Annotated in this window: 19 protein-coding genes; 11 read left to right on the forward strand and 8 right to left on the reverse strand. The window is 70.0% G+C overall.

All coding sequences use genetic code 11. The features are described 5' to 3' along the window. Nucleotides 1-476: 476 nt before the first annotated feature. Nucleotides 477-2,429, forward strand: a complete 1,953-nt coding sequence (locus tag VH914_08475) for an NAD(P)/FAD-dependent oxidoreductase (GenBank protein HEX4491222.1) — start codon at nucleotides 477-479, stop codon at nucleotides 2,427-2,429. 10 nt (nucleotides 2,430-2,439) lie between these two features. Here VH914_08475 and VH914_08480 read toward each other — a convergent pair whose 3' ends face one another. Then, complete coding sequence (locus VH914_08480) at nucleotides 2,440-4,434, reverse strand: DUF2723 domain-containing protein (GenBank protein HEX4491223.1); 1,995 nt, start codon at nucleotides 4,432-4,434, stop codon at nucleotides 2,440-2,442. Nucleotides 4,435-4,488: 54 nt separating this feature from the next. Between VH914_08480 and VH914_08485 the strand changes: the two genes are divergently transcribed. After that, nucleotides 4,489-5,028, forward strand: coding sequence for a hypothetical protein (locus VH914_08485; protein HEX4491224.1), 540 nt, complete (start codon nucleotides 4,489-4,491; stop codon nucleotides 5,026-5,028). Between the two features lie 236 nt (nucleotides 5,029-5,264). Here the strand turns inward: VH914_08485 and VH914_08490 are convergent, their stop codons facing one another. Further along, nucleotides 5,265-5,993, reverse strand: coding sequence for a hypothetical protein (locus VH914_08490; protein HEX4491225.1), 729 nt, complete (start codon nucleotides 5,991-5,993; stop codon nucleotides 5,265-5,267). A 443-nt stretch (nucleotides 5,994-6,436) separates the two neighbouring features. Here VH914_08490 and VH914_08495 point away from each other — a divergent pair, with 443 nt between their 5' ends. Next, a complete protein-coding gene (locus VH914_08495; GenBank protein HEX4491226.1) occupies nucleotides 6,437-7,735 on the forward strand; it encodes a PQQ-dependent sugar dehydrogenase in 1,299 nt (432 codons plus the stop codon). 34 nt (nucleotides 7,736-7,769) lie between these two features. On the opposite strand, the gene VH914_08500 is transcribed toward VH914_08495, so the two are convergent. Then, complete coding sequence (locus VH914_08500) at nucleotides 7,770-8,897, reverse strand: hypothetical protein (GenBank protein HEX4491227.1); 1,128 nt, start codon at nucleotides 8,895-8,897, stop codon at nucleotides 7,770-7,772. A 222-nt stretch (nucleotides 8,898-9,119) separates the two neighbouring features. Between VH914_08500 and VH914_08505 the strand changes: the two genes are divergently transcribed. Next, nucleotides 9,120-11,141, forward strand: coding sequence for a hypothetical protein (locus VH914_08505; protein HEX4491228.1), 2,022 nt, complete (start codon nucleotides 9,120-9,122; stop codon nucleotides 11,139-11,141). Nucleotides 11,142-11,171: 30 nt separating this feature from the next. Beyond that, nucleotides 11,172-11,999 (forward strand): hypothetical protein, encoded by an 828-nt coding sequence (locus VH914_08510; protein HEX4491229.1) that lies wholly within the window; start codon nucleotides 11,172-11,174, stop codon nucleotides 11,997-11,999. Between the two features lie 69 nt (nucleotides 12,000-12,068). Here VH914_08510 and VH914_08515 read toward each other — a convergent pair whose 3' ends face one another. Both VH914_08515 and VH914_08520 read right to left on the reverse strand, forming a co-directional pair. Further along, nucleotides 12,069-12,872: an enoyl-CoA hydratase-related protein gene (locus VH914_08515; protein HEX4491230.1), complete on the reverse strand. Its 804-nt coding sequence runs from the start codon at nucleotides 12,870-12,872 to the stop codon at nucleotides 12,069-12,071. Nucleotides 12,873-12,987: 115 nt separating this feature from the next. Beyond that, the gene (locus VH914_08520) at nucleotides 12,988-13,758 is read right to left on the reverse strand and encodes an SDR family oxidoreductase (GenBank protein HEX4491231.1); all 771 of its coding nucleotides are present in this window, start codon (nucleotides 13,756-13,758) and stop codon (nucleotides 12,988-12,990) included. Between the two features lie 97 nt (nucleotides 13,759-13,855). On the opposite strand from VH914_08520, the gene VH914_08525 reads away from it, so the two are divergent. From VH914_08525 to VH914_08540, 4 genes are all read left to right on the forward strand, one after another. Continuing rightward, nucleotides 13,856-14,608, forward strand: coding sequence for a hypothetical protein (locus tag VH914_08525; protein HEX4491232.1), 753 nt, complete (start codon nucleotides 13,856-13,858; stop codon nucleotides 14,606-14,608). Beyond that, on the forward strand, nucleotides 14,605-14,862 hold the full coding sequence (locus tag VH914_08530) for a hypothetical protein (GenBank protein ID HEX4491233.1): 258 nt from the start codon (nucleotides 14,605-14,607) through the stop codon (nucleotides 14,860-14,862). The genes VH914_08525 and VH914_08530 overlap by 4 nt, the downstream gene beginning before the upstream one ends. After that, nucleotides 14,859-15,782: a hypothetical protein gene (locus tag VH914_08535; protein HEX4491234.1), complete on the forward strand. Its 924-nt coding sequence runs from the start codon at nucleotides 14,859-14,861 to the stop codon at nucleotides 15,780-15,782. Before VH914_08530 ends, VH914_08535 begins: the two co-directional genes overlap by 4 nt. Before the next feature lie 104 nt (nucleotides 15,783-15,886). Continuing rightward, a complete protein-coding gene (locus tag VH914_08540; protein ID HEX4491235.1) occupies nucleotides 15,887-16,264 on the forward strand; it encodes a hypothetical protein in 378 nt (125 codons plus the stop codon). Nucleotides 16,265-16,356: 92 nt separating this feature from the next. Here the strand turns inward: VH914_08540 and VH914_08545 are convergent, their stop codons facing one another. Next, the gene (locus tag VH914_08545; protein ID HEX4491236.1) at nucleotides 16,357-16,743 is read right to left on the reverse strand and encodes a pentapeptide repeat-containing protein; all 387 of its coding nucleotides are present in this window, start codon (nucleotides 16,741-16,743) and stop codon (nucleotides 16,357-16,359) included. A 79-nt stretch (nucleotides 16,744-16,822) separates the two neighbouring features. Between VH914_08545 and VH914_08550 the strand changes: the two genes are divergently transcribed. Next, a complete protein-coding gene (locus tag VH914_08550) occupies nucleotides 16,823-17,992 on the forward strand; it encodes a sulfotransferase (protein ID HEX4491237.1) in 1,170 nt (389 codons plus the stop codon). 63 nt (nucleotides 17,993-18,055) lie between these two features. On the opposite strand, the gene VH914_08555 is transcribed toward VH914_08550, so the two are convergent. Continuing rightward, a complete protein-coding gene (locus tag VH914_08555) occupies nucleotides 18,056-19,039 on the reverse strand; it encodes a hypothetical protein (protein ID HEX4491238.1) in 984 nt (327 codons plus the stop codon). A gap of 53 nt (nucleotides 19,040-19,092) precedes the next feature. On the opposite strand from VH914_08555, the gene VH914_08560 reads away from it, so the two are divergent. Beyond that, on the forward strand, nucleotides 19,093-19,545 hold the full coding sequence (locus VH914_08560) for a group II truncated hemoglobin (GenBank protein ID HEX4491239.1): 453 nt from the start codon (nucleotides 19,093-19,095) through the stop codon (nucleotides 19,543-19,545). Here VH914_08560 and VH914_08565 read toward each other — a convergent pair. After that, nucleotides 19,542-20,129, reverse strand: a complete 588-nt coding sequence (locus VH914_08565; GenBank protein HEX4491240.1) for a hypothetical protein — start codon at nucleotides 20,127-20,129, stop codon at nucleotides 19,542-19,544. The genes VH914_08560 and VH914_08565 overlap by 4 nt on opposite strands. Nucleotides 20,130-20,218 lie beyond the last annotated feature (89 nt).

Genomic DNA, 20,218 nt, shown 5'->3' on the forward strand with positions numbered 1-20,218 from the left:
GGAACGCGCGAATGGGCTCCCGAACGCGGTCGAGTCTTCCATACCGATCGCGCGCCGTCATCACGCTGCGCGACTATTCGCGAGCGCGAAAAAAACGCGACCGACGCGTCAGCCGGTTGGTCTAGTAGTCGTCGCTGCCGGCGCGCTCACGGGCGCGGCGACGGGCCTCGGCGTCGGTAGCAAGCCGGCCGGGCACCGTCCCTCGTGGCGTGCGCGGCTCGGACTCCGCGACAGGCCGATGACGTTTCCGGCGGGTGGGCTTGTCGACAGGCACGGCGACAGGATACGACACCGGCCGGGCATTGGCCGCACCGGCGACGAGTAGGACCCGGCCGCCGCACCGTGTGGGGTCGACGCAGGCGGCCCGGGCCCCACCCGCGAGAAGTCTGCCACCGGGTCGGGCGGCGCGCTCAGCGGCCCCGGGCCGAGGACCGGCGCCCGATCGCGGCCGACCGGCGGTCCGTACACTCGCCCCGGTGGTGGCGCCGGCAACCGGGATCGACATCGACCTCGACGACGACGGGCTCGCGCGCGTCGTGCGCCGGGCGCACCTCCCGCCGCTCCTGACGGCCCTCGCCCACACGACCGGGGACCTCTCGATCCTGCGCCCCGAGCTCCGCTGTGACCCGACCCGCGTGCGCGAGTCCCAGGGCGGCCTCACGACCGAGCAGCGAGAGGCGGCGAGGGCGCTCGCGGTCGACGTGCTGCGCCGGCTGCGGGACCGCCCCGAGCCGGAGCCGGAGGCCGACCGGGACCGCGATGTCACCGATCTCGAGCTCCTCCAACCGCTGATGGACTTCGTGATCGGCGAGCGCATCTCCGACGACTACGTGCACCTGCTCCTCGAAGAGCTCGCGCTGTCCGGCGACGACCTGCGCGCGCCCGACTGGCACAAGCACACGGTCGATCCCGACCGCGGGTTCCTCGTCGTGATCGTCGGCGCGGGCATGTCGGGGATCGCCGCCGCGCACCGACTCCAGCAAGCCGGCGTCGACTACGTGATCCTCGAGAAGAACGACGACGTCGGCGGCACGTGGTTCGAGAACCGCTACCCCGGTTGTCGCGTCGACGTGCCGAACCACCTCTACAGCTATTCGTTCGCGCAGCGCGACGACTGGCCGCAGCAGTTCAGTCCACAGGAAGTGCTGCAGCAGTACTTCCGCGCCGTCGCCGACGATCTCGACATCACTTCGCACATCCGCTTCCGCACCGAAGTGCTCGACGCGCGTTGGCGCGACGACGACACGTGGGAGCTCACGGTTCGCGACGCGCGCGGCGCGACGGAGATGCTCGTCGCGAACGTGCTCGTGAGCGCGGTCGGTCAGCTCAACCGGCCGAAGCTCCCCGACATCCCGGGGCGCGAGAGCTTCGCGGGTCCGTCGTTCCACTCCGCGGAGTGGGACCACGACGTCGACCTCGAGGGCAAGCGCGTCGCCATCGTCGGCACCGGCGCGAGCGCGATCCAGATCGTGCCCGCGATCGCCGACGCGGTCGACGAGCTCCTCGTCTTCCAGCGCACGCCGAACTGGATGATGCCGACGCCGCAGTACTACGCGCCGATGCCCGAAGAGATGAGCTGGCTGATGGCGCACGTGCCGTTCTACGCGCAGTGGTACCGCTTCTGGCTCTTCTGGCGCCTCGCCGAGGGTGCGCTGCCCGCCGCGCGCGTCGACCCGGAGTGGGCCGCGGCGCGCGCCGGCGGCGTGAGCGAGTTGAACGACGAGCTGCGCGCCGGCCTCACGCAGTACATCGAGCTCCAGTTCGCGGAGACGCCCGAGCTCCTCCCCCACGTGATCCCCACGTATCCGCCGCTCGCGAAGCGCATCCTCCTCGACAACGGGATCTGGGCGTCGACGCTGAAGCGCGAGCACGTGCACCTGATCAGCGACGGCATCGAGCGCATCACGCCGACGGGCATCGTGACGACCGACGGTCGCGAGCACGAGGTCGACGTCATCGCGTACGCGACCGGGTTCCACGCGTCGCGTTTCCTCGTGCCGATGCGCGTCGCCGGCCGCGACGGCGTCGACCTGCACGAGCACTGGCGCGACGAGCCGTACGCGTTCCTCGGGCTCACCGTCGCGGGCTTTCCCAACTTCTTCTGCCTCTACGGCCCGAACACGAACCTCGTCGCGAACGGCAGCATCATCTTCTTCTCCGAATGCGCGGTGCGCTACGTCGTCGAGAGCGTCCACCTTCTGCTCGAACGGCGTGCGCGATCGCTCGAGCTCCGACACATCGTCTACGAGGAAGAGCACGTGCGCGTCGATGCCGCCAACGCGCAGATGGCGTGGGGCGTGTCGAGCGTGAACAGCTGGTACAAGAACGCGCAGGGCCGCGTCACGCAGAACTGGCCGTTCACGCTGCTCGAGTACTGGGACCGCACACGCGCGCCGGACCCCGCGCAATACGACGTGCGCGAGCTCTAGCCGCGGCGCGCTACAGCGCCTCGACGACGGCCACGACCTTGCTCCGCTTCTCGCTCTTCTGACCCGCGAACTGCAACGCGAGCCGGGTGTTCGCGTCCGGGTAGTCGTCGAGCGAGCGCGCGATCTCGGTGCGCGCCCGCGGGAGCTGACCGGCGCGCGCGTAGAGCTTGGCGAGCTCGATGTGGGCGCGCGCGTAGAAGTAGTACATGAACGTGTTCGGGAAACCGATGTGCGCGTGGCCGGCGAAGCCGTCGGCCTTGTCGTTGGCGAGCAACTGCTTCGACAACGCGTCGCGATCGATCGTCTCGTCGGCCGTCGACGACACCACCTCGCCGACGAGCCCGCGCAGCTTCACCTTGAACTCACCGCGGTACAGGAAGATCATCCCCGGGTCGAGGAACGACGGGCGCGGCGCGAGCTCCGCGATCAGGTGCTGCACCGGCGAGCGGGTCGGGATTCGTGTGCGCAGGTGCAGCTCGCGCGTGATCTGGTCGCGGTACCAGGCGAACTGGATGCTCGTGACGACGACGACGGACACGTCGGGCCGGTCGCCGAACACCGACTGCCGGTAGACGATCGGGAACGCGTCGTCGGCCTGGTCGATGAACAGCACCGCCCCGTGCGGCAGCTCCGACAGGACGCGGGTCGCGTAGTTGTCGGCGAGCGCGGGTTGGCGATGATCGGCCGGACCGAAGTGGAAGATCAGCGACGGCACGATCGCGATCACGACGATCACGGCGACGACGGTCGTCCGGTAGCCGCCCGCTCGGGTGCGCCGGCGGGCGCGCTCGCGCGCCGGCGTGGTTGCACGGAAGGCGAGATCGGATGCGAGCTCGATCAGCGGCTCGGCGCCCACCGCGACCGCGATCGACATCCCGACGAACAGGTCGATCAAGTAGCCGCCGGTCGCAGTCGGGAGCCCCTTCGGCAGGACGCTCACCTCGGACGCGATCACGACCAACACGAGGTCGGCGACGACGACCACCAGGATCCAGAGCCGGCGGTCCCATCCGAGCCGCCGCCACGCCACCACGAAGCCGGCGATCCCGACGACGATGGCACCGAGGCCGAGGTCGCGCACGATCGCGCCGATGTAGCCGCGCAGGCGGATCGCGAGCTCGCTCACGGCGTGGTTCGAGAGGTTGCCGTTCGTCGAGCGGAAGTCCTGCTGGGTGAACTGCCGCAGGAGCCGGTGGACGTTGTCGACCTCGCCCCAGTTGACCGCCGGATGCTGCGACGCGCGCCACATCATGAACCCGCACGTGCCCGCGGCGAGGACCACGAGCGCGGCGACCGATCCGACCGCGCCGCCGACGCGCACGCGCCGCTCGCCGAAGGCAACGAGCACGGCGATGCCGGCGGCCATGATCACCGCAAGCTCCCACGACGCACCCGCGCACACACCGAGCAACGCGCCGGCCACGATCAACCACGCCGTGCGACCGGTCGCCTGCCACCGCGTGGCCATGAGCGCGGCCAGCGTCACCAACAACCCGGAGAACGCGAAGTGCTTCGCGAAGTCGGCGTTGAACCAGAAGCTCGCGGTCGTCGCGAGCACGGACGCGCCGAGCGCGGCGCCGACGCGTGACGCACCGAACGCGCGGGCGAGGAGGAACACCACGCCGACGGTGAACGCGGCACAGAGCAGGCTGAACCCGTTGACGCGCGCGGCCCAACTGCCGATCGCGACGATGTGCCCGAAGATGCCGGCGGCCGCGACGTAGCTCGGATAGCCCGGCGCGTGGAGCACACCGAACGTCTTCGCACCGGCCACCGACTCCGGCGCGTCGCCGAGCGCGACGTGCGTCGAGAACGTCGTGAGGAACAGCGCGGCCGCGACGACGGTCGCACCCGCGGCGCAGAGGAGATCGGTGCGATCGAACGAGGCGGCGACGCCCGATTCGACCTCGGGTTCGGGCTCGACCGGTCCTGAACGACTCGGGGCCGCGGGTTGTTCGGAGCCGCCGCCGGCAGGCCGCCGACGCCGTCGATTCCCCTTGGCCATGAAGCTGAGACGCTAGCCGGGGCGTACTCGCGACGACCGGTAGCATCGCCCGCCATGCGTCGAGGCAATCGGAGTCGAAAAGCAACCGTGTGCGCGGCGTGTCTCGTCGCGTCGCTCGCCGCATGCTCGAGCAGCGGTCACAAAGCGGGTTCGTCCTCGTCGACGACGCGCCACACGACGACCACGGTCGCGCCGGCGACGACACTGCCGACGCCGGCGTCGATCACGACGGTGAAGACGTGGTTCGCCGCGCACGGTCAGCCGCTGATCGAGTTCGAGCGCGTCACCGCGCCGCTGGCGACCGGCAAGGTCCCGACCGCGGCCGCGTGCCTGAAGTTCATCAAGACCGACCTGCCGCACGTCACGAAGGACCAGAACACGCTCGTGGCCCTCGCCGAGCAGATCCCCAACGCCGACCTCGAGAACGCGGTCGAGCACGACGTCGCGCAGAAGCTCCTCGTCGGCCGCGGCTGCGGCGAGGCCGTGCTGTCGAACCGGCCGATCCCGGTGGGCACGCCCGCCGCATGGGCATCAGTGCGCGGCTACTCCGACACCGCGCACCTCTGGCTCTCGCGCTTCGGCATCACCGTCTGAGTCTCTGAGTCTTCGGTCGCGCTCGCTGCGCTCGCCGCTCCGCGACGCGGGATGGGAGCCGGCAAGGCCGCACCGCTCGCTCCGCTCGCGCGCTCGGCCGCTCACGGTCGCGGGCTGCGAGCGCGCCCGAGAGGAATGCAGCCACCACGCGGAAGGTGCCGGGCGGAGAACCGCCCGGCACCTTCACGAGGATCGATCCTCGACCACACGATCGGTCGAGGGATGAAACTGACCGACTAGCCGATCTCGGCGCCGCCGATGCCGACGGTGAGGGACTTGATGCCCGCACCGACGCAGAGGTTCAGCTCCTGGACGATGTCCAGGTTGCCGATGGCGTTGATCCAGCTGTTGTGGCCGTTGTGCGCGCCGGTGCCCTTGAAGGCGTCGCCAACAACCGTGTCCGAGATCGGCGTGGTGCCGTAGTCGTTGCCGATCAGGAACTGGCCGTAGGAGCCCGCGAAGGGAGCCTGCGACGCGTCCACGGTGAAGGTGCCACCCTGGTCGCCCGAGATGGTCGACTGCGAGTAGGTGCCGAGCTTGCCGCCAACCGTCTCGGTCGGCGTGAACTTGCGGCCCTTCGGCGCCGTCCACTTGGTCGTGAACGTGCCACTCGCGGTGCCCGCGCCCTCGAGACCGAGGCAGCCCGTGCCACCGGTGCTCACGAGCGTGGCGCTCGCCGCGCCGGCGAAGACCAACGCGCTGTCGGTGTCGTCGACCACGGTCGGCGACGTGCAGCCCAGGAGCTTGGCCTTGACGGTCACGGTCTCGTTGCCCGTCGTCGGACCCGTGAGGGTCAGCGGCGTCGAGAACTTGAGCGAACCGGTAACGGTGTTGCACGTCGCCACCGCATTGGTGACGTCGAACGGCGGCGGTGCCGTGGCACCGGCCGGAGCAGCCATCGCGACTGCGCCGCCCGCCAGCGCGAGCGTCGCAACGCCCGCAAGTACGCGTGTACGGATCTTCAAGTGAAATTCTCCTCCGTCGAGTGGTTGCCGGGTAGACCGCCACACCCGGCGTCTTTTCAACCGGAGATCCGCGCGTGCTGAGGTGGGCCCCGCCCAACACAGTCCTTGAAGATCCCCCCGCCCGGCCCCGAAGCGCCGGACCTATATCCCCCGATCCCCTGTGCGAGCAAGACCGTGCAGTCGCAGGAAATCGTGCCCACATTCCGTGAACCTGTCAACTACCCGTTTCAGTGGGCGGGTCGCGACACCGAAGCGAAAGCGAATGTCCCTGGTCAGACCACGTGCGGGACGGGCGACGGCCCGGAACGGGCGTCTCCGTGCCGTCGCCTCCGCGCCACGATCATCTCCGCGACACCGGTGCGTACGCGTCGACGCGCGCGCACGAAAGCGGCTCGACGTCACGAACCTGCACCGCGCTCCGCGCGAGTGTCAGTGTGATGCACATGAGCGCGACGCGTCGACGGACTGCCGGCATCACGTTCGCCATCGCGATGGTCGGGGCGACGCTCGGCGTCGTGCTCTCACCGGGCGCGGCGCGCGCGTCGAGCGAAGCCTTTCCCGCCGGCTTCCACTCGCAACGCGTCATCGGAAAGCTCGCCAAGGGGACCGGCGGTCTGCCGAACGCGTTCGCGTTCGCGCCCGACGGTCGCATCTTCGTCGCGCGCAAGACCGGCGTCGTCGACGTGTACCACCGCGGTGTGAAACACGTGTTCCTCGACCTCACGCACGAGGTCGACAGCGCGCAGGGGCGCGGCATGCTCGGCCTCGCGCTCGATCCGCACTTCGCGTCGAACGGGCGCGTCTATCTCATGTTCACGTACGCGGTGCGATCGGCGCGACCCGGCGCGAAGACGAGCGTCGAGGGCAAGATCATCAGCATTCGTGGGCGTTCCGGCGATCCCGACGCCGCCGCGCCGTCGACGCGCGTCACGCTGCTGACCGGATACCACTCGTCGGCACCGCAACACGCCGACGGCGCGCTGCGATTCGATCACGCCGGTCATCTCTACGCGGGTTGGGGTGACGGCACGCTCGACAAGGTGAAGAAGACGGGATTGTTCGCACAATCGCTCGACGATCTGCGCGGCAAGATCGTGCGCATCGACGCGAAGACCGGCGTCGGCGTGCGCGGCAATCCGTTCTTCGACGCCGCGCATCCGAACACGATTCGCTCGAAGATCTACGTCTACGGCCTACGCAACCCGTACCGCTTCACCGTCGACCAGCAGAACGGCACGGTGTACGTGGGCGACGTCGGATGGACGCACTACGACGAGCTCGACGCGTTCCCCGCGCACAGCGCGAACCCGAAGCGCGATCGCAACGGTGGCTGGCCCTGTTACGAGGGCAGCGACGGGCACTCAACGCCGCAGCCGTCGTACCAGACCGATCGGCTCACCAAGGCCGCGTGCAAGAAGGTGTATCCGCCCGGCCACCTGCACGGCACCGGGGTCGGCGCGCACGCGCCGCTGTGGTCGTACCCGCACAACGAGACCGCGTGCATCATCGGCGGCCCGAAGTACACGGGCGGCTCGAACTATCCGAACAAGTACAAGGGCCAGCTCTTCGTCGCCGACTGGGCACGCGACACGTTCCACACCGTGAACCCGACGACCGGTGTCGCGACGTCGTTCGGCTCGGGATGGGGCGACCCGCTCGACATCCAGATCGCACCCAACGGCAACGTCGCGTACCTCGCGCAGTCGAGCCAGACATTGCGCGAGATCGTCTACAAGCGCTGAGCGCGACGCGCGCCGTGTGCGCCCAACACGCCGCCTACGAGGGGGGCGTGCCCTTGCCGGTCGCCTCGAACTGGTACGCGAAGAACGCCGGCTTCTTGTGCTTGAAGTCGTTCGACACGAGCCCGAACCACATGGACTTGTCGGTCGGGTCGGTGCCGTTGTCGCGGAACTCGTAGACGAAGAACGGTCCGCTCCACGGGAACGCCGCCCACTGCTTCATGCCGTCGACGAGGATCTTCGACTGCACCGCCTCGGTGACGTGCCCGTCGTTGCCGACGCCGCTCGTCGGCGCGCCGAACTCCGTGCCCCAGATCTTCTTCGCGCCGTCGCCCTTCGAGCTCATCAGCTGACGCACCTTCGTGAGCAGTCCCCACGTGCGCGTGGCGCAGCCGTCGGACGGGACGCACGGGTACGAGTACGGGTGGAAGCTCAACGCGTCGAACGTGCCGGCCGCGCCCTTCTGGTACAGCTGCGCGATCCACTTGTCGGCGGCGATCGCACCCTTGTGCGTGCGCGTCCCGCCGACACCGCCGTTCATCACGATCATCTTCTTGTCGACGCCCTTGACCGCCGGGTACACGTCCTTCATCAGGCGCGTGTAGTCGCAGGTGTCGGGCGTGGGCCAGATGCCGGGGATGTTCGGCGAGTTCTCGACCTCGATCGCGCTCACCATCGCCGATCCGTAGCGCTGCGCGACGAGCGCCGCGAAGTTCGCGTACGCCTGCAGGTCGAACGGCGGTGTGACCGTGCACCCGGGAACGTTCGGCGGCGACGCGCCGGCCCACAGCGGCGGGTTGTCGATGATCGCGTCGAGCTGCATGCCCTCCGCCTTCACCGACTGGACGAGCCGGTCGACGAGCGTCCAGTCGTCGCCGTCGGGACCGTGCTGCTGCACGAGACCCCACGGGATGATGGCGCGCACCCAGTGCACGCCGATCTTGCGCATCGTGTTCATCTCGAAGTCGAACGTCGAGTCGGGCAACTGCGTGAGGTCGGCGCCCATCGACATGCCGAAGAACGTTTTCTTGAACGGCGCGACCGGTCCGGCTCGGCGCGTGTTCGGGCGCGCCGTGGCACCGACCGCGCCCGTCGACACACCGATGCCGACCGCGCTCGTCGCGACGATCACCGTGCAGACTGCCGCCCGCCGCAGGAACCGCATCCGAGCCGTGCTCCCCTGTTCGCCCCCAGCGCTGTGGCTCCGCCACGCGGAGTGGGATGACGGTAGACGGAGCCGTCGGGGGCGCGCAACGGGGGTCTGCTCCCTCGGGATCGCTTGACCCACCCCCGTTGCCCCCGCTACACAGTGACCCTGTCACTACCGACCGTGGTCGCGGGGCGAACGGGGAGCGAAATCTTGCGCCATCCAACTCGAGCGCGGGTGATGTCCGCGCTCGCGGTCGCGTTGCTGATCCTCGGACTCACCGGCATCGCGCGCGCGACGAATGCCGCGGCCGCGAGCACGACCAACATCACGCTCGACGGGCCGGCCGTCGTCGTACGGCTCACGACCGCGGGCCAGCCGTCGCAGCTGAAGTTCGCGGGCACGGCGGGTCAGTCGGTGTCGGCGGTGTTGTCGCACTCGACCGTCGGTGCCGCGTGTCCCGCGATCGCGGTCGCGTTGCTGCGGCCCGACAGCTCGCAGCTCGGCTTCGGCGCCAGCGTGTGCGGCGCGAACGGCTTCCTCGACACGCACACGCTCGACGCGACCGGCACGTGGACGATCGTGTTGACACCGCAGGGTTCCGACACCGGTCACGTGACCGTGCGCGCGTTGTCGGTGACCGATCAGGTCGGCACGATCGTGCGCAACGCGATCCCGGTGGCGGTGCACATCACGACGCCCGGCCAGAACGCGCGCTTCACCTTCTCGAGCAACACCGGCCAGCAGATCTCCGCGATCCTCTCCGGCTCGACGTTCGGCACCGCGTGCGACGCGGTGGAAGTCGTGCTCGTGCGACCGGACGGCACCACCTTCGGGAGCGCCGCGCCGTCGTGCAAGGACACCGCGTTCCTCGACGGGCAGACGCTCGACGCGAGCGGTAACTGGACGATGGTGGTGGATCCGCAGGGCGCGGGCGTCGGGAACGCGAACCTCGCGGCGTACAACGCGAACGACGTCACGGGACTCACGAAGGACGACGGCAGCGTGTTCGCCGTGCCGGCGATGAATCCCGGACAGAACTCGACGGTTCACATCAACGGCAGCAACGGTCAGAAGATCTCGGCACTCGTCACCAAGGCGAACTACCCCCAGTGCTTCCAGCTGTCGTTGCGCCGCCCGGACAACAGCGCGTTCGGCAACGTGGTGAAGTCGTGCACCAAGAGCGACTTCCTCGACGCGCAGACGCTCGATCAGAACGGCATCTGGTCGATCGTCGTCGACCCGCTCGGCACGTCGGTCGGCACGTCGAAGCTCCAGGTCTGGGACGCGAGCGACGCGACGAAGGCGATCACGCTGAACGGCGCGCCGATCAGCGCGACGCTCGACCCCGGTCAGAAGGGCGAGTACACGTTCACGGGCACGGCCGGCCAGCAGGTGTCGGCGACCGTCACCGGCGCGACGATCAAGGGCTGCCCGGGCTACGCGATCAACCTCCTGCGCCCGAACGGCAGCGTGTTCGCGTCGGCGAACGGCTGCAACGACAAGGCGTTCCTCGACTCGCAGACGCTCGACACTGCCGGTCCCTGGACGCTCGAGATCGATCCGGTCGGGAGCGCGAGCGGCGACCTCACGTTGAACGGCTGGACGTTCGCGGACGACGACGGCACCGCCGACCTCTCGGGCAAGCCCGCGTTCCTCGACTTCACGCGGCCCGGACAGAACGCGGTCTGGTCGTTCCACGGCACGAACCACCAAAAGGTCTCCGCCTACGTGACCGACGCCGACCTGCAGGGCTGCGACTTCACGCTCACGTTGCTCCGCCCGAACGGCAGCGTCTTCGGCTCGCCGGTCGACAGCTGCACCGACACCGCGTTCCTCGAGCCGCAGGTGCTCGACCAGACGGGCACCTGGACGGTGCGCGTCGATCCGACCGGCACGAATCAGGGCGAGGCGACGCTGCAGGTGTTCGACATCGTCGACGAGTCGCAACCGTTCAAGCCCGGACCGGACATCCGGACCTTCACGTCGGAAGCGCCGGGCACGAACGCGGCGTACCACATCAACGGCAAGACGGGTGATGTGCGCACGGTGACGATCACGGGCTCGACGTACGACGCGGGCGCGTGTCCCGCCGTCGTCGTCACGCTGCGCCGGCCCGACGGCAGCACGCTCACGTCGCAGTCGACGTGTAGCAACACGCTCACGATCGCGAACGTGACGCTCGACGCGAACGGCTCGTGGACGTTGTTCGTCGATCCGCAGGGCCCCGCCACCGGCACCATGGTGATCCGGCTGAAGTAAGCGCGGCGGAGCGCGTACGCTCGTCGGGACGTGAACGATCAGCGCCGCGGGCCGCGCCGCGTCCTTACTCCGATCTTCACGGTCGTGATGGTCGTTGCGCTCGCGGTCGGTGGTGTCGCGATCTACCGCGGTGTGCGGCACAAGTCGACGAGCTCGTGTCGCGTCGACGTGCACGACACGCCGCCCGACGTCGTCACGCTGTCGACCGATCAGGCCGAGAACGCGACGACGATCGCCGCGGTCGCGAAGCGCCTCGGGCTCGCCGACCACGCGGTCACGATCGGGCTCGCGGCCGCGCTGCAGGAATCGAAGCTGCAGAACCTCGGGCACGGCGACCGCGACTCGCTCGGTCTGTTCCAGCAGCGTCCGTCGCAGGGTTGGGGCACACCGCAGCAGGTGATGGATCCCGCGTACGCGGCGAACGCCTTCTTCACGCACCTCGCGCGCGTCGCCAACTGGGAGAACCTCCCCGTCACTACCGCCGCGCAGGAAGTGCAGCGCAGTGGCGCGCCCGACGCGTACGCGGGGTGGGAGCCGGAGGCGCGCGTGATCGCGCGCGCGCTCACGGGCGAGACGCCCGCGGGGCTCGCGTGCTCGACGCCGTCGTCACGACCGCCGACGATCGACGCGTCGCTCACCACGACGATGACGCGCGAGCTCGGACCGGTGACGTTCGGCGCGCCGGTCGCAACGCACCGGGGCTGGACGATCGCGTCCTGGCTCGTCACGCACGCACGCCGGTTCGGCATCTCGGCCGTCGAGCTCGACGGCTACCGATGGACCCCCGGCTCCGGACACTGGTCGAAGGTCACGCCGGCCGTGAGCCAGGTCTCGGTCGAGCGCTACTCGACGACCTGAGCACCGGCTGGGCGGGCTGCACGCGGCCGAGGGCCGTCGGCGGCGGGCTCGGCCAGCGGGGACGAGGGATCACTTCTTCCAGACGGGCGGGCGCTTCTCCATGAACGCGCGCGCGGCTTCGGCGATGTCGCCGCTCGTGCCCGCGAGGATCTGCGTGCGGTTCTCGAGGTGGATCGCAGCCTCGAGGCTCGACGCGTCGACGTTGGCGTGCATGACCTCCTTCGTCATGATCACGCCGAACGGGCTGTAGCCACAGATCGTCGCCGCGAGCTCCATCGCGGAGTCGAGCAGGTCGGCGTCGGGCACGACGCGCGCGACGAGCCCGATGCGTTCGGCCTCCTCCGCGTCGACGTCGCGCGCCGTCAGCATGAGCTCGTGCGCACGCCCCGCACCGATGAGGCGCGGGAGCGTGTAGCTGATACCGATGTCGCAGCCGGACACGCCGACCTTGATGAACTGCACGCCCATGCGCGCCGACTCGGCCATCACGCGGATGTCGGCGGCGCACGCGAGTGCGAACCCGCCGCCGTACGCGGGCCCGTTGATCGCGGCGATCACCGGCTGCTGGATGTCGCGCACGTGCGGCACGAGCGCGGCGATGTGCGCCTGCGAGCGCATGCCGCCACGAGGACCGCCACCGATGCCCGCCGAGACCGACGCGGAGCCGACCGCCTTCAGGTCGAGACCCGCGCAGAACCCGCGTCCCGCGCCCGTGAGGATCACGACGCGGCACGAGTTGTCGGCGTGCACGGCGTCGAGCGCGGCGTGCAGGTCGTCGACGAGCTCGAACGACATCGCGTTGAGCCGCTCGGGACGGTCGAGCGTGATGACCGCCACGTCGTCGTTCGGGCGATCGATGCGAACCGTGTCCATGACTTCTCTGCTTTCTGGTCGGGCTCGCAAGCATCGCCCTCCCTGAGGCCTCAGCCGCCGGCCGAGGCCGCGCTGCTCGCTCCGCTCGCGCGCTCTGGTCGGAACGGATATTCACTCAATGCGGCACGAGGCCGCCGTCGGCGATGAGCACCTGGCCGGTGACGAAGCTCGCGGCGTCGGAGGCGAGGAAGAGCACCGGCCCGACCATCTCGTCGGGATCGGCGGCACGCGCCATGTGACTCGCGGCGGCCATGCGCGCCGCGGATTCCGGCCCGGTGTTGCGCACCATGTCGGTGTCGACGGTGCCCGGCGCGAGCGCGTTGACGCGGATGCCGCGCGGTGCGAAGTCGGCGGCCAGCGAGCGAGTGAACGACATGAGGGCCGCCTTCGCCGCGGAGTACATCGCGACCGGCGCGGAGAACAGGAACGCGCCCGCCGAGATCACGTTCACGACCGACGCGCACGGGCTCGCCTCGAGGTACGGCAGCGCGGCCTGCACGAGGAAGATCGGGCCGCGCAGGTTCACGTCGAACGACTTCTGCCACGCGTCGGCGGTGAACTGTCCGATCGGCTGCGCGAGCGCGTTCGCGGCGTTGTTCACGACGATGTCGAGCCGGCCGAAGCGGTCGACGGTCTGCTGCACGAGCGCGGGCAGCGCGTCGAGGTCGCCCATGTGGAGCGGCACGCCGAGTGCCTCGCCACCCATCGCGATCAGGTCGGCCTCGGTCGCCGAGCAGGCGTCGGGCTTGCGGCTCGCGACCACGACCTTGGCGCCCGCGGCGACGAAGCCCTCCGCGACCGCACGGCCGATCCCGCGGGTTCCCCCGGTGACGATGGCGACCCGGCCGGTCAGGTCGAACTGCGCCCGCAACGTGGCCTGGTCCATGAGCAGCCTCTCATCAGTGGGTCGAGAGCATCGCGCGTGCGAGCACGGCGTACGCTCGGTGCCACCGATCCTGCCGGATGGAGACGCGAGGCAGCGAGTGCGCAACGTCATCGTCATCCTGGCTTCGTTCCTGGCGTGCGCGGTCGAAATGGTCGAGGCGCTCACGATCGTGCTCGCGGTCGCCGTGACCCGCGGGTGGCGCTCCGTGCGACTCGGCATCGCCGCCGCGCTCGTCGCGCTCGCCGCCGTCGTCGCCGCGATCGGTCCGGCGCTCACGCGCCTTCCGTTGGGCGCGCTGCGCGTGACCGTCGGCTTCCTGCTGCTCGTCTTCGGACTGCAGTGGTTGCGCAAGGCGATCCTGCGCGCGTCGGGCTACCTGCCGCTGCACGACGAAGACGCGATCTACGCGCGCGCCGTCGGCAACGCGAGCCGCGCCGAGCGCGACGACGCGGGCGTCGACTGGTACGCGTTCACACTGTCGTTCAAGGGCGTGTTCCTCGAAGGGCTCGAGGTCGCGTTCATCGTCGTGACCTTCGGCGCCGCGCATCACGAGTTCACGCTCACGATCCTGGCGGCGGCGGCCGCGCTCGTGGTCGTCACCGCGGTCGGAGTCGTCGTGCACCGCCCCCTGAGTCGCGTCCCCGAGAACACGATGAAGTTCGCGGTCGGGCTCATGCTCACGACGTTCGGCACGTTCTGGGGCGCCGAGGGCGCGGGCGCGCACTGGCCGGGCGCCGACGTGATGATCCTCGGCGTGCTCGCGTTCTACGCGGCCTTCGCGTTCGCGTCGGTCGCGCTACTGCGGGCCCGCGCGACCCAGGCGGCGCGGCTCGCCGCCGTGGCGACATGAAGCGGATCCGAGCCTTCGGTGCCTTCTGGTACGACTTCGTCGTCGGCGACGACTGGCGCCTCGCGGTCGTGAGTGCCGCCGCCCTGGGCCTCTGCGGCCTGCTGGCCCACCACGGCGTCCCGGCCTGGTGGCTGGTGCCCGTGGCGGTGGCGGTAGCGCTGACCCTCACGCTCGTCCGCCTTGTGCCGATTGAGTCCGGGGTGGGCGATACCGTGCCCGCCAACAAGCCGCCCGATGCGGAGGTCGAAGCGTGAACCGTGCCCTGCCCCGCGCCGCCGCCGCGGTGCTCGCGAGCGTCGCCGTCGTCGCGTCGTTCGCCGGTACCGCCGGTCCCGCGTCGGCGACGACTCGGAGCGCGGCCGCGCCGTCGGCGCGCCCCGCTGCGGTCGAGTCGCACGCCGCGCCCGCCGGCGGTTACGACGTGCTCGACAACCTCGGCGCGGTCTACACGCTCGACTCGTCGTGGTTCGGCAGCCTCCTCGTGCACAACCTGAGCGCGCCGATCGTCGGCATGGCGCTCACGCCCGACCGCCAGGGCTACTGGCTCGCGAACAACCAGGGCGACGTCTTCGCCTTCGGTGACGCGAAGTTCCTCGGATCGCTCAGTGGTCTCGCGTTGACCCGTTCGATCACCGCCATCGCGAGCACGCCGAGCGGCAAGGGCTACTGGCTCATCGGTGGCGACGGCGGCATCTTCGCGTTCGGCGACGCGGGCTACTACGGCGGCACCGGCGGGCTCATGCTCAACAAGCGCATCGTCGACTTCGCGCCGACGCCCACCGGCAAGGGCTACTGGCTCGCGTCGCGCGACGGCGGCGTCTTCGCGTTCGGCGACGCGCGCTTCTACGGCTCGGCCGGCCGGCTGCGGTTGAACCAGCCGATCGTCGCGATGGCCCCGACCGCGAGTGGCCACGGCTACTGGCTCGTCGCGTCCGACGGCGGGATCTTCGCCTACGGCGACGCGCCCTTCCACGGTTCGACCGGCTCGATGCGACTGAACCAGCCCATCGTCGGCATGGCCCGCACCCCGGCCGACAACGGCGGCTACTGGCTCGCCGCGGCCGACGGCGGAGTGTTCGCGTTCGGTGACGCGCCGTTCCACGGATCGGTCGCCGGGCACACCGCGGGTACCGTCGTGCAGATGGTCGCGTCAGGAGCCTCGGGTCCCGTCTGAGGGAGTCGGTCGCGCTCGCTCCGCTCGCCGCTCCGGACGCCTCAGTTCCCGGTTCGGGCGGGACGCAAAGCGACCCGCCCGTCTTGGCGGAGAACGGAGTTCCGATGGCCATGCGCGAGGACTGCCGGCACTTCTCGAGCCGGAGCTACCCGGGCGGTGAGACGGCGCGGTTCTGCATCCTCGACCTCGCGCCCGAGGCACCCTGGAAGTGCCCGGACGACTGTCCGAAGTACGAGTCGTCGTTGATCGACGGGACGTTCGAGGTGGGCGAGCTCACACGCACGCCGGTCGAGGCCGAGCCCGACGAGTCTCCCGACGACATCGAAGCCGTGCTCGACGAGGCCGAGGACATCGTGAACCACGCGGAGCTCGACGCGGCGCGCGATGTCGAAGGCGGCACCGGCGCACGGCGCTGGTGGCCCTTCGGTCGCGGTCGGCGCGGTCGTGGCGACGGCGGCGCGGGCCGGCTGTCGCAGCGGTAAGAACGGGCGGGTCGCTTCGCGGGCCGGCCCCGACGTGGGGCTGACGGGTCGGGGACGGCGAAGCGTGCGAGCCCGACCAGAGGACAAGAAGCTCAGTTGCTGTCGTGCGGCTCGAAGCCGCGCGGCCACACGGTCGTCTCGTTCCAGACCGCGCCGCGCAGGCGCACACCGCCGAGCCGCGCCCCCTCGAAGACCGAGCCGGTCAGCGTCGCGTCGCGCAGGTCGGCGCCGGTGAGGTTCGCGCCGTCGAGCAGCGCGCCGTCGAGCTGCGAGCCCTTCAGCCGCGCACTGCGAAGGTCCGACCAGCGCAGGTCGACGCGACGGAGATCGGCCTGGGTGAGGTTCGCGCCCCGCAGCCGCGCGCGCGGGATGTCGAGCCGCGCGAGCTGCGCGTGCTCGAGGTTCGCGCCGGAGAGATCCTCGCCCTGCGACAGCCGCTTTCGAAGCGCTCGGTCACGGCGGCGCCACACGATGATCACGCGCCGAAGTGTGCCAGACCACGCGAAGCCCACTTTCGATGGCAACATCTCGCTTCATGACGACTGCAACGAGGTTCGCGTGAGCGTCCGCATCGACACGCAGAAGGTCGTCGACGACGCGCGCGCCGCCACCGGCCTCTCCGACTTCGGCGAGGACTCGTGGCAGGAAGGCCTCGAACGACTCGCCGACTCGCTCGCGTCCGAGGGGGCACTCAACGAGCTCGGATTCCAGATCGCGCAGGGCGAGGCGACGATGTACCTGGCCAACCGGCTCGGCATCATCGACTACCGCAAGCAGCATCCCGAGATCGCGTCCGTCGACGTGCGCCCGCCGATCGTGATCGTCGGCCAGGGCCGTACCGGCACGACGATCCTGCACGACCTGCTCGCGCAGGATCCCGCGAACCGTGTGCCGCTGACGTGGGAGGTCGACCGACCCTGCCCGCCGCCCGAGCGCGCGACCTACGACACCGACCCGCGCATCGCGGAGGTCGACGCGACGACGGCCGGTGTCGAGCTGCTCATCCCGGGCTTCCTCGCGATGCACCCGATGGGCGCGCGGCTGCCGCAGGAATGCGTGCGGATGACCGTGAGCGATTTCCGCAGCATCATGTTCCCGACGCAGTACCGGGTGCCGTCGTACGGCAAGTGGATCGTCGACGAAGCCGACATGGCGCCCGCGTACCGCTGGCACCGCATCTACCTCCAGCACCTGCAATCGCGACATCCCGCGGCGCGGTGGGTGCTCAAGTCGCCCGCGCACATCTGGTGTCTTGCCGACCTCTTGCACGAGTACCCCGACGCGTTGCTCGTGCAGACGCACCGCGATCCCGTGCGCATCATCTCGTCGCTCAGCTCGCTCGTCGCGCTGCTGCGCCGCATCGGGAGCGACTCGTCGACGATCCCCGACGCCGCGTCGGAGTTCGCCGACTACGTGATCGAAGGGCTCGACCGTTCCGTGACCGCGCGCGACGACGGCACGGTGAAGCCGGATCGCGTCGTCGACGTGCAGTTCCGCGCGTTCATGGCCGACCCGTTCACGACGATCCGCACGATCTACGAACGCCTCGGGCTCGAGCTCGAAGCCGATGCCGAAGCACGCATGCGCGCGTTCCTCGCGGCGCACCCGTCCGACGAGCACGGCACGCACACCTACACGTTCGCCGACACCGAGCTCTCCGAGGGCGAGCTGCGCGATCGCTCCCGCCGCTACACCGACTACTTCGCGATCGAGGCCGAACCGGTGTAGTGGTACTGCGTTGTTCGGCTATACGCCGACAACGCAGTACCACCGGGGGCCCGTGGAAGCGGGCTACTCGATCGGGATGTTGGGGTTGCCGTTCTCGTCGAGGGTGTGCAGGTACTCGGAGATGCCCCAGCCGGTGCGACCTTCGTAGGTCCAGCGCGCGAGACCCTCGTTCAGGATCCCGCGATCCATCCGGTGCGGCGCGACGCGGAACACGTCGGCGCGCAGCTCGTGCACGCGCCCGAGCTTGTCGGTCGCGCGCACGTGGCTCACGCGGTGTGTGATGCCGTCGTCGGCGAGCTCCGTGCGCACGTCCCACTCGCGGATGCTCGAGTGCTCGCCATCGCGCCACACCCAACCGCGATGGAGATCGCCCGCGTCGGTGCCGATGCGGATGCCGCCGAAGTGGACGTCGTCGCCGATGTTGATCGAGAACCAGCGCCACATACGCGAGCCGGTGCCGCCCCAACGCCGCGGACCCCACGACTTGTCACGGTTGCCGCGCGCGTCGCCGAGCTCGTACTTCGTGCCGTCGATCGCGATCGCACCCGTCCAACGGCCGGCCTGCTCGAGGTGGCCCTTGCCGACCGACTGGCGCGTCTTCGCGCTCGCACCTTCGCCTTCGCGACCCTGGCCGTCGGCACCGATCGCCGGCATCAGCGCTTCGAACGTCGCGTCGAGCACGAGGTGCGCTTCGCGATGACCTTCGGCGGCGCCCGGCGCGAGCGAGCGCACGAGCACGTCGGTGTCGGCGGTGAGGTGCCAGCGCTGCAGCGGTTCCTCGCGCTCGTAGCTGACGCCGCCGACGGAGAGCCCCGTGTCGACCATCGACGTCTGCTCGCGGATCGCGGCCGAGTGCGCGAGCTCGTCGCCCGGCAACCAGACCGACATGCCCGCGTCCATCGTCCCGTCGTTGGGGCGCACCGCGACACGCGTGAAGAAGCCGGTATCGCTCACGGGGTCGTAGGCGTTGAAGTAGTACGACTCGCTCCAGGCCTGGTCGCCTTCGACGGGGTGGGCGAAGTCGTGCTGGGCATCGAGAATCGGCATGAACCGAGCGTAGGCCCGCGCCGCCGCCGCCGGAAAAGGGCGATGATGACGGCGTGCAGACGGTGTACGACGCGGCGGGCGGCATCGACGGCCTGCTCGCACTCGCCCACGCGTGGCACGAGCGCGTGCTGGCCGACGAGATCGTCGCTCACGCCTTCAGTCACGGCTTCCATCCGGATCACACCGAACGCCTGGCCGCGTACTGGGCCGAGGCGTTGGGCGGACCGACGACGTTCTCGACCGAGTACGGCGACGAGACGGCGGTCGTGCGCATCCACAGCGGCAACGGCGAGCACGACGAGATGGACCGGCGCGGGATCGACTGCTTCGACGCGGCGCTCGCCGACACCGGCCTCGCGGACGACGCGCGACTTCGGCAGGTGTTGCACGACTACTTCGCCTGGGCGACGACGACCACGATGGCGCGCTACCACCACTCCGCGGCCGACGTACCCGACGGGCTGACGATCCCGCGCTGGTCGTGGGACGGGCTGGTCGGCGGCTAGCTCGCGAACTTGAACGTCGCCGCGAACTGCCGGAACGCTTCGTCGCGCCGCACGCGCGACACGATCCGAACCATCCACACCTTGTGCGAGTCGAGCACGATGCGCTCGTCGTAATAACGCGTCGTCCCCGTCGAGTCGACGTTCTTGAAGACGAAGTCGCGCGTGATCGCACGACCGAGCTTGCCCGGCGCGTCGAGCGCGATGCGCGTGCCCTGGTACTGGCGAACCTGCGCGCCGACGAGTGCCGTGAGCAGGTTGGCCGAACCCGGCGGCGCGCTCGCGGGAAGGTCGAGCCACGCGATCTGGAAGTCGATCTCGTCGTCGACGAGCGCGCCGTCGCGTTGCGCGGTGACCGTCCCGTAGCCGGTCGCGACCTGCTCGGTCTGCCGCGTGCCCTCGACCGGGAAGTCGGCCTTGAACCCGGCCCCGCTCGGGTGCGCGGTCCAGTGCTGGTGATCGTCGAGGTAGCGGCTCAGCTGATCCTTCGTGTTGTCGCCGACGAGCGCGTTGAACTGGTGGTACGCGCCCACGCCCGCGACGATCCCGAGAACGAGCAGCACGCCCAGCACGAAGGCGGTGCGCACCGCACGGCCGACACTCTGAGGCCGGAAAACGTCCACCGCCACCCGGAGAGTGTGGCAGACGGGGCCCTCGGCAATACGATGCCCCGACC

Source organism: Acidimicrobiia bacterium (assembly GCA_036271555.1).
Classification (GTDB): Bacteria; Actinomycetota; Acidimicrobiia; order IMCC26256; family PALSA-610; genus DATBAK01.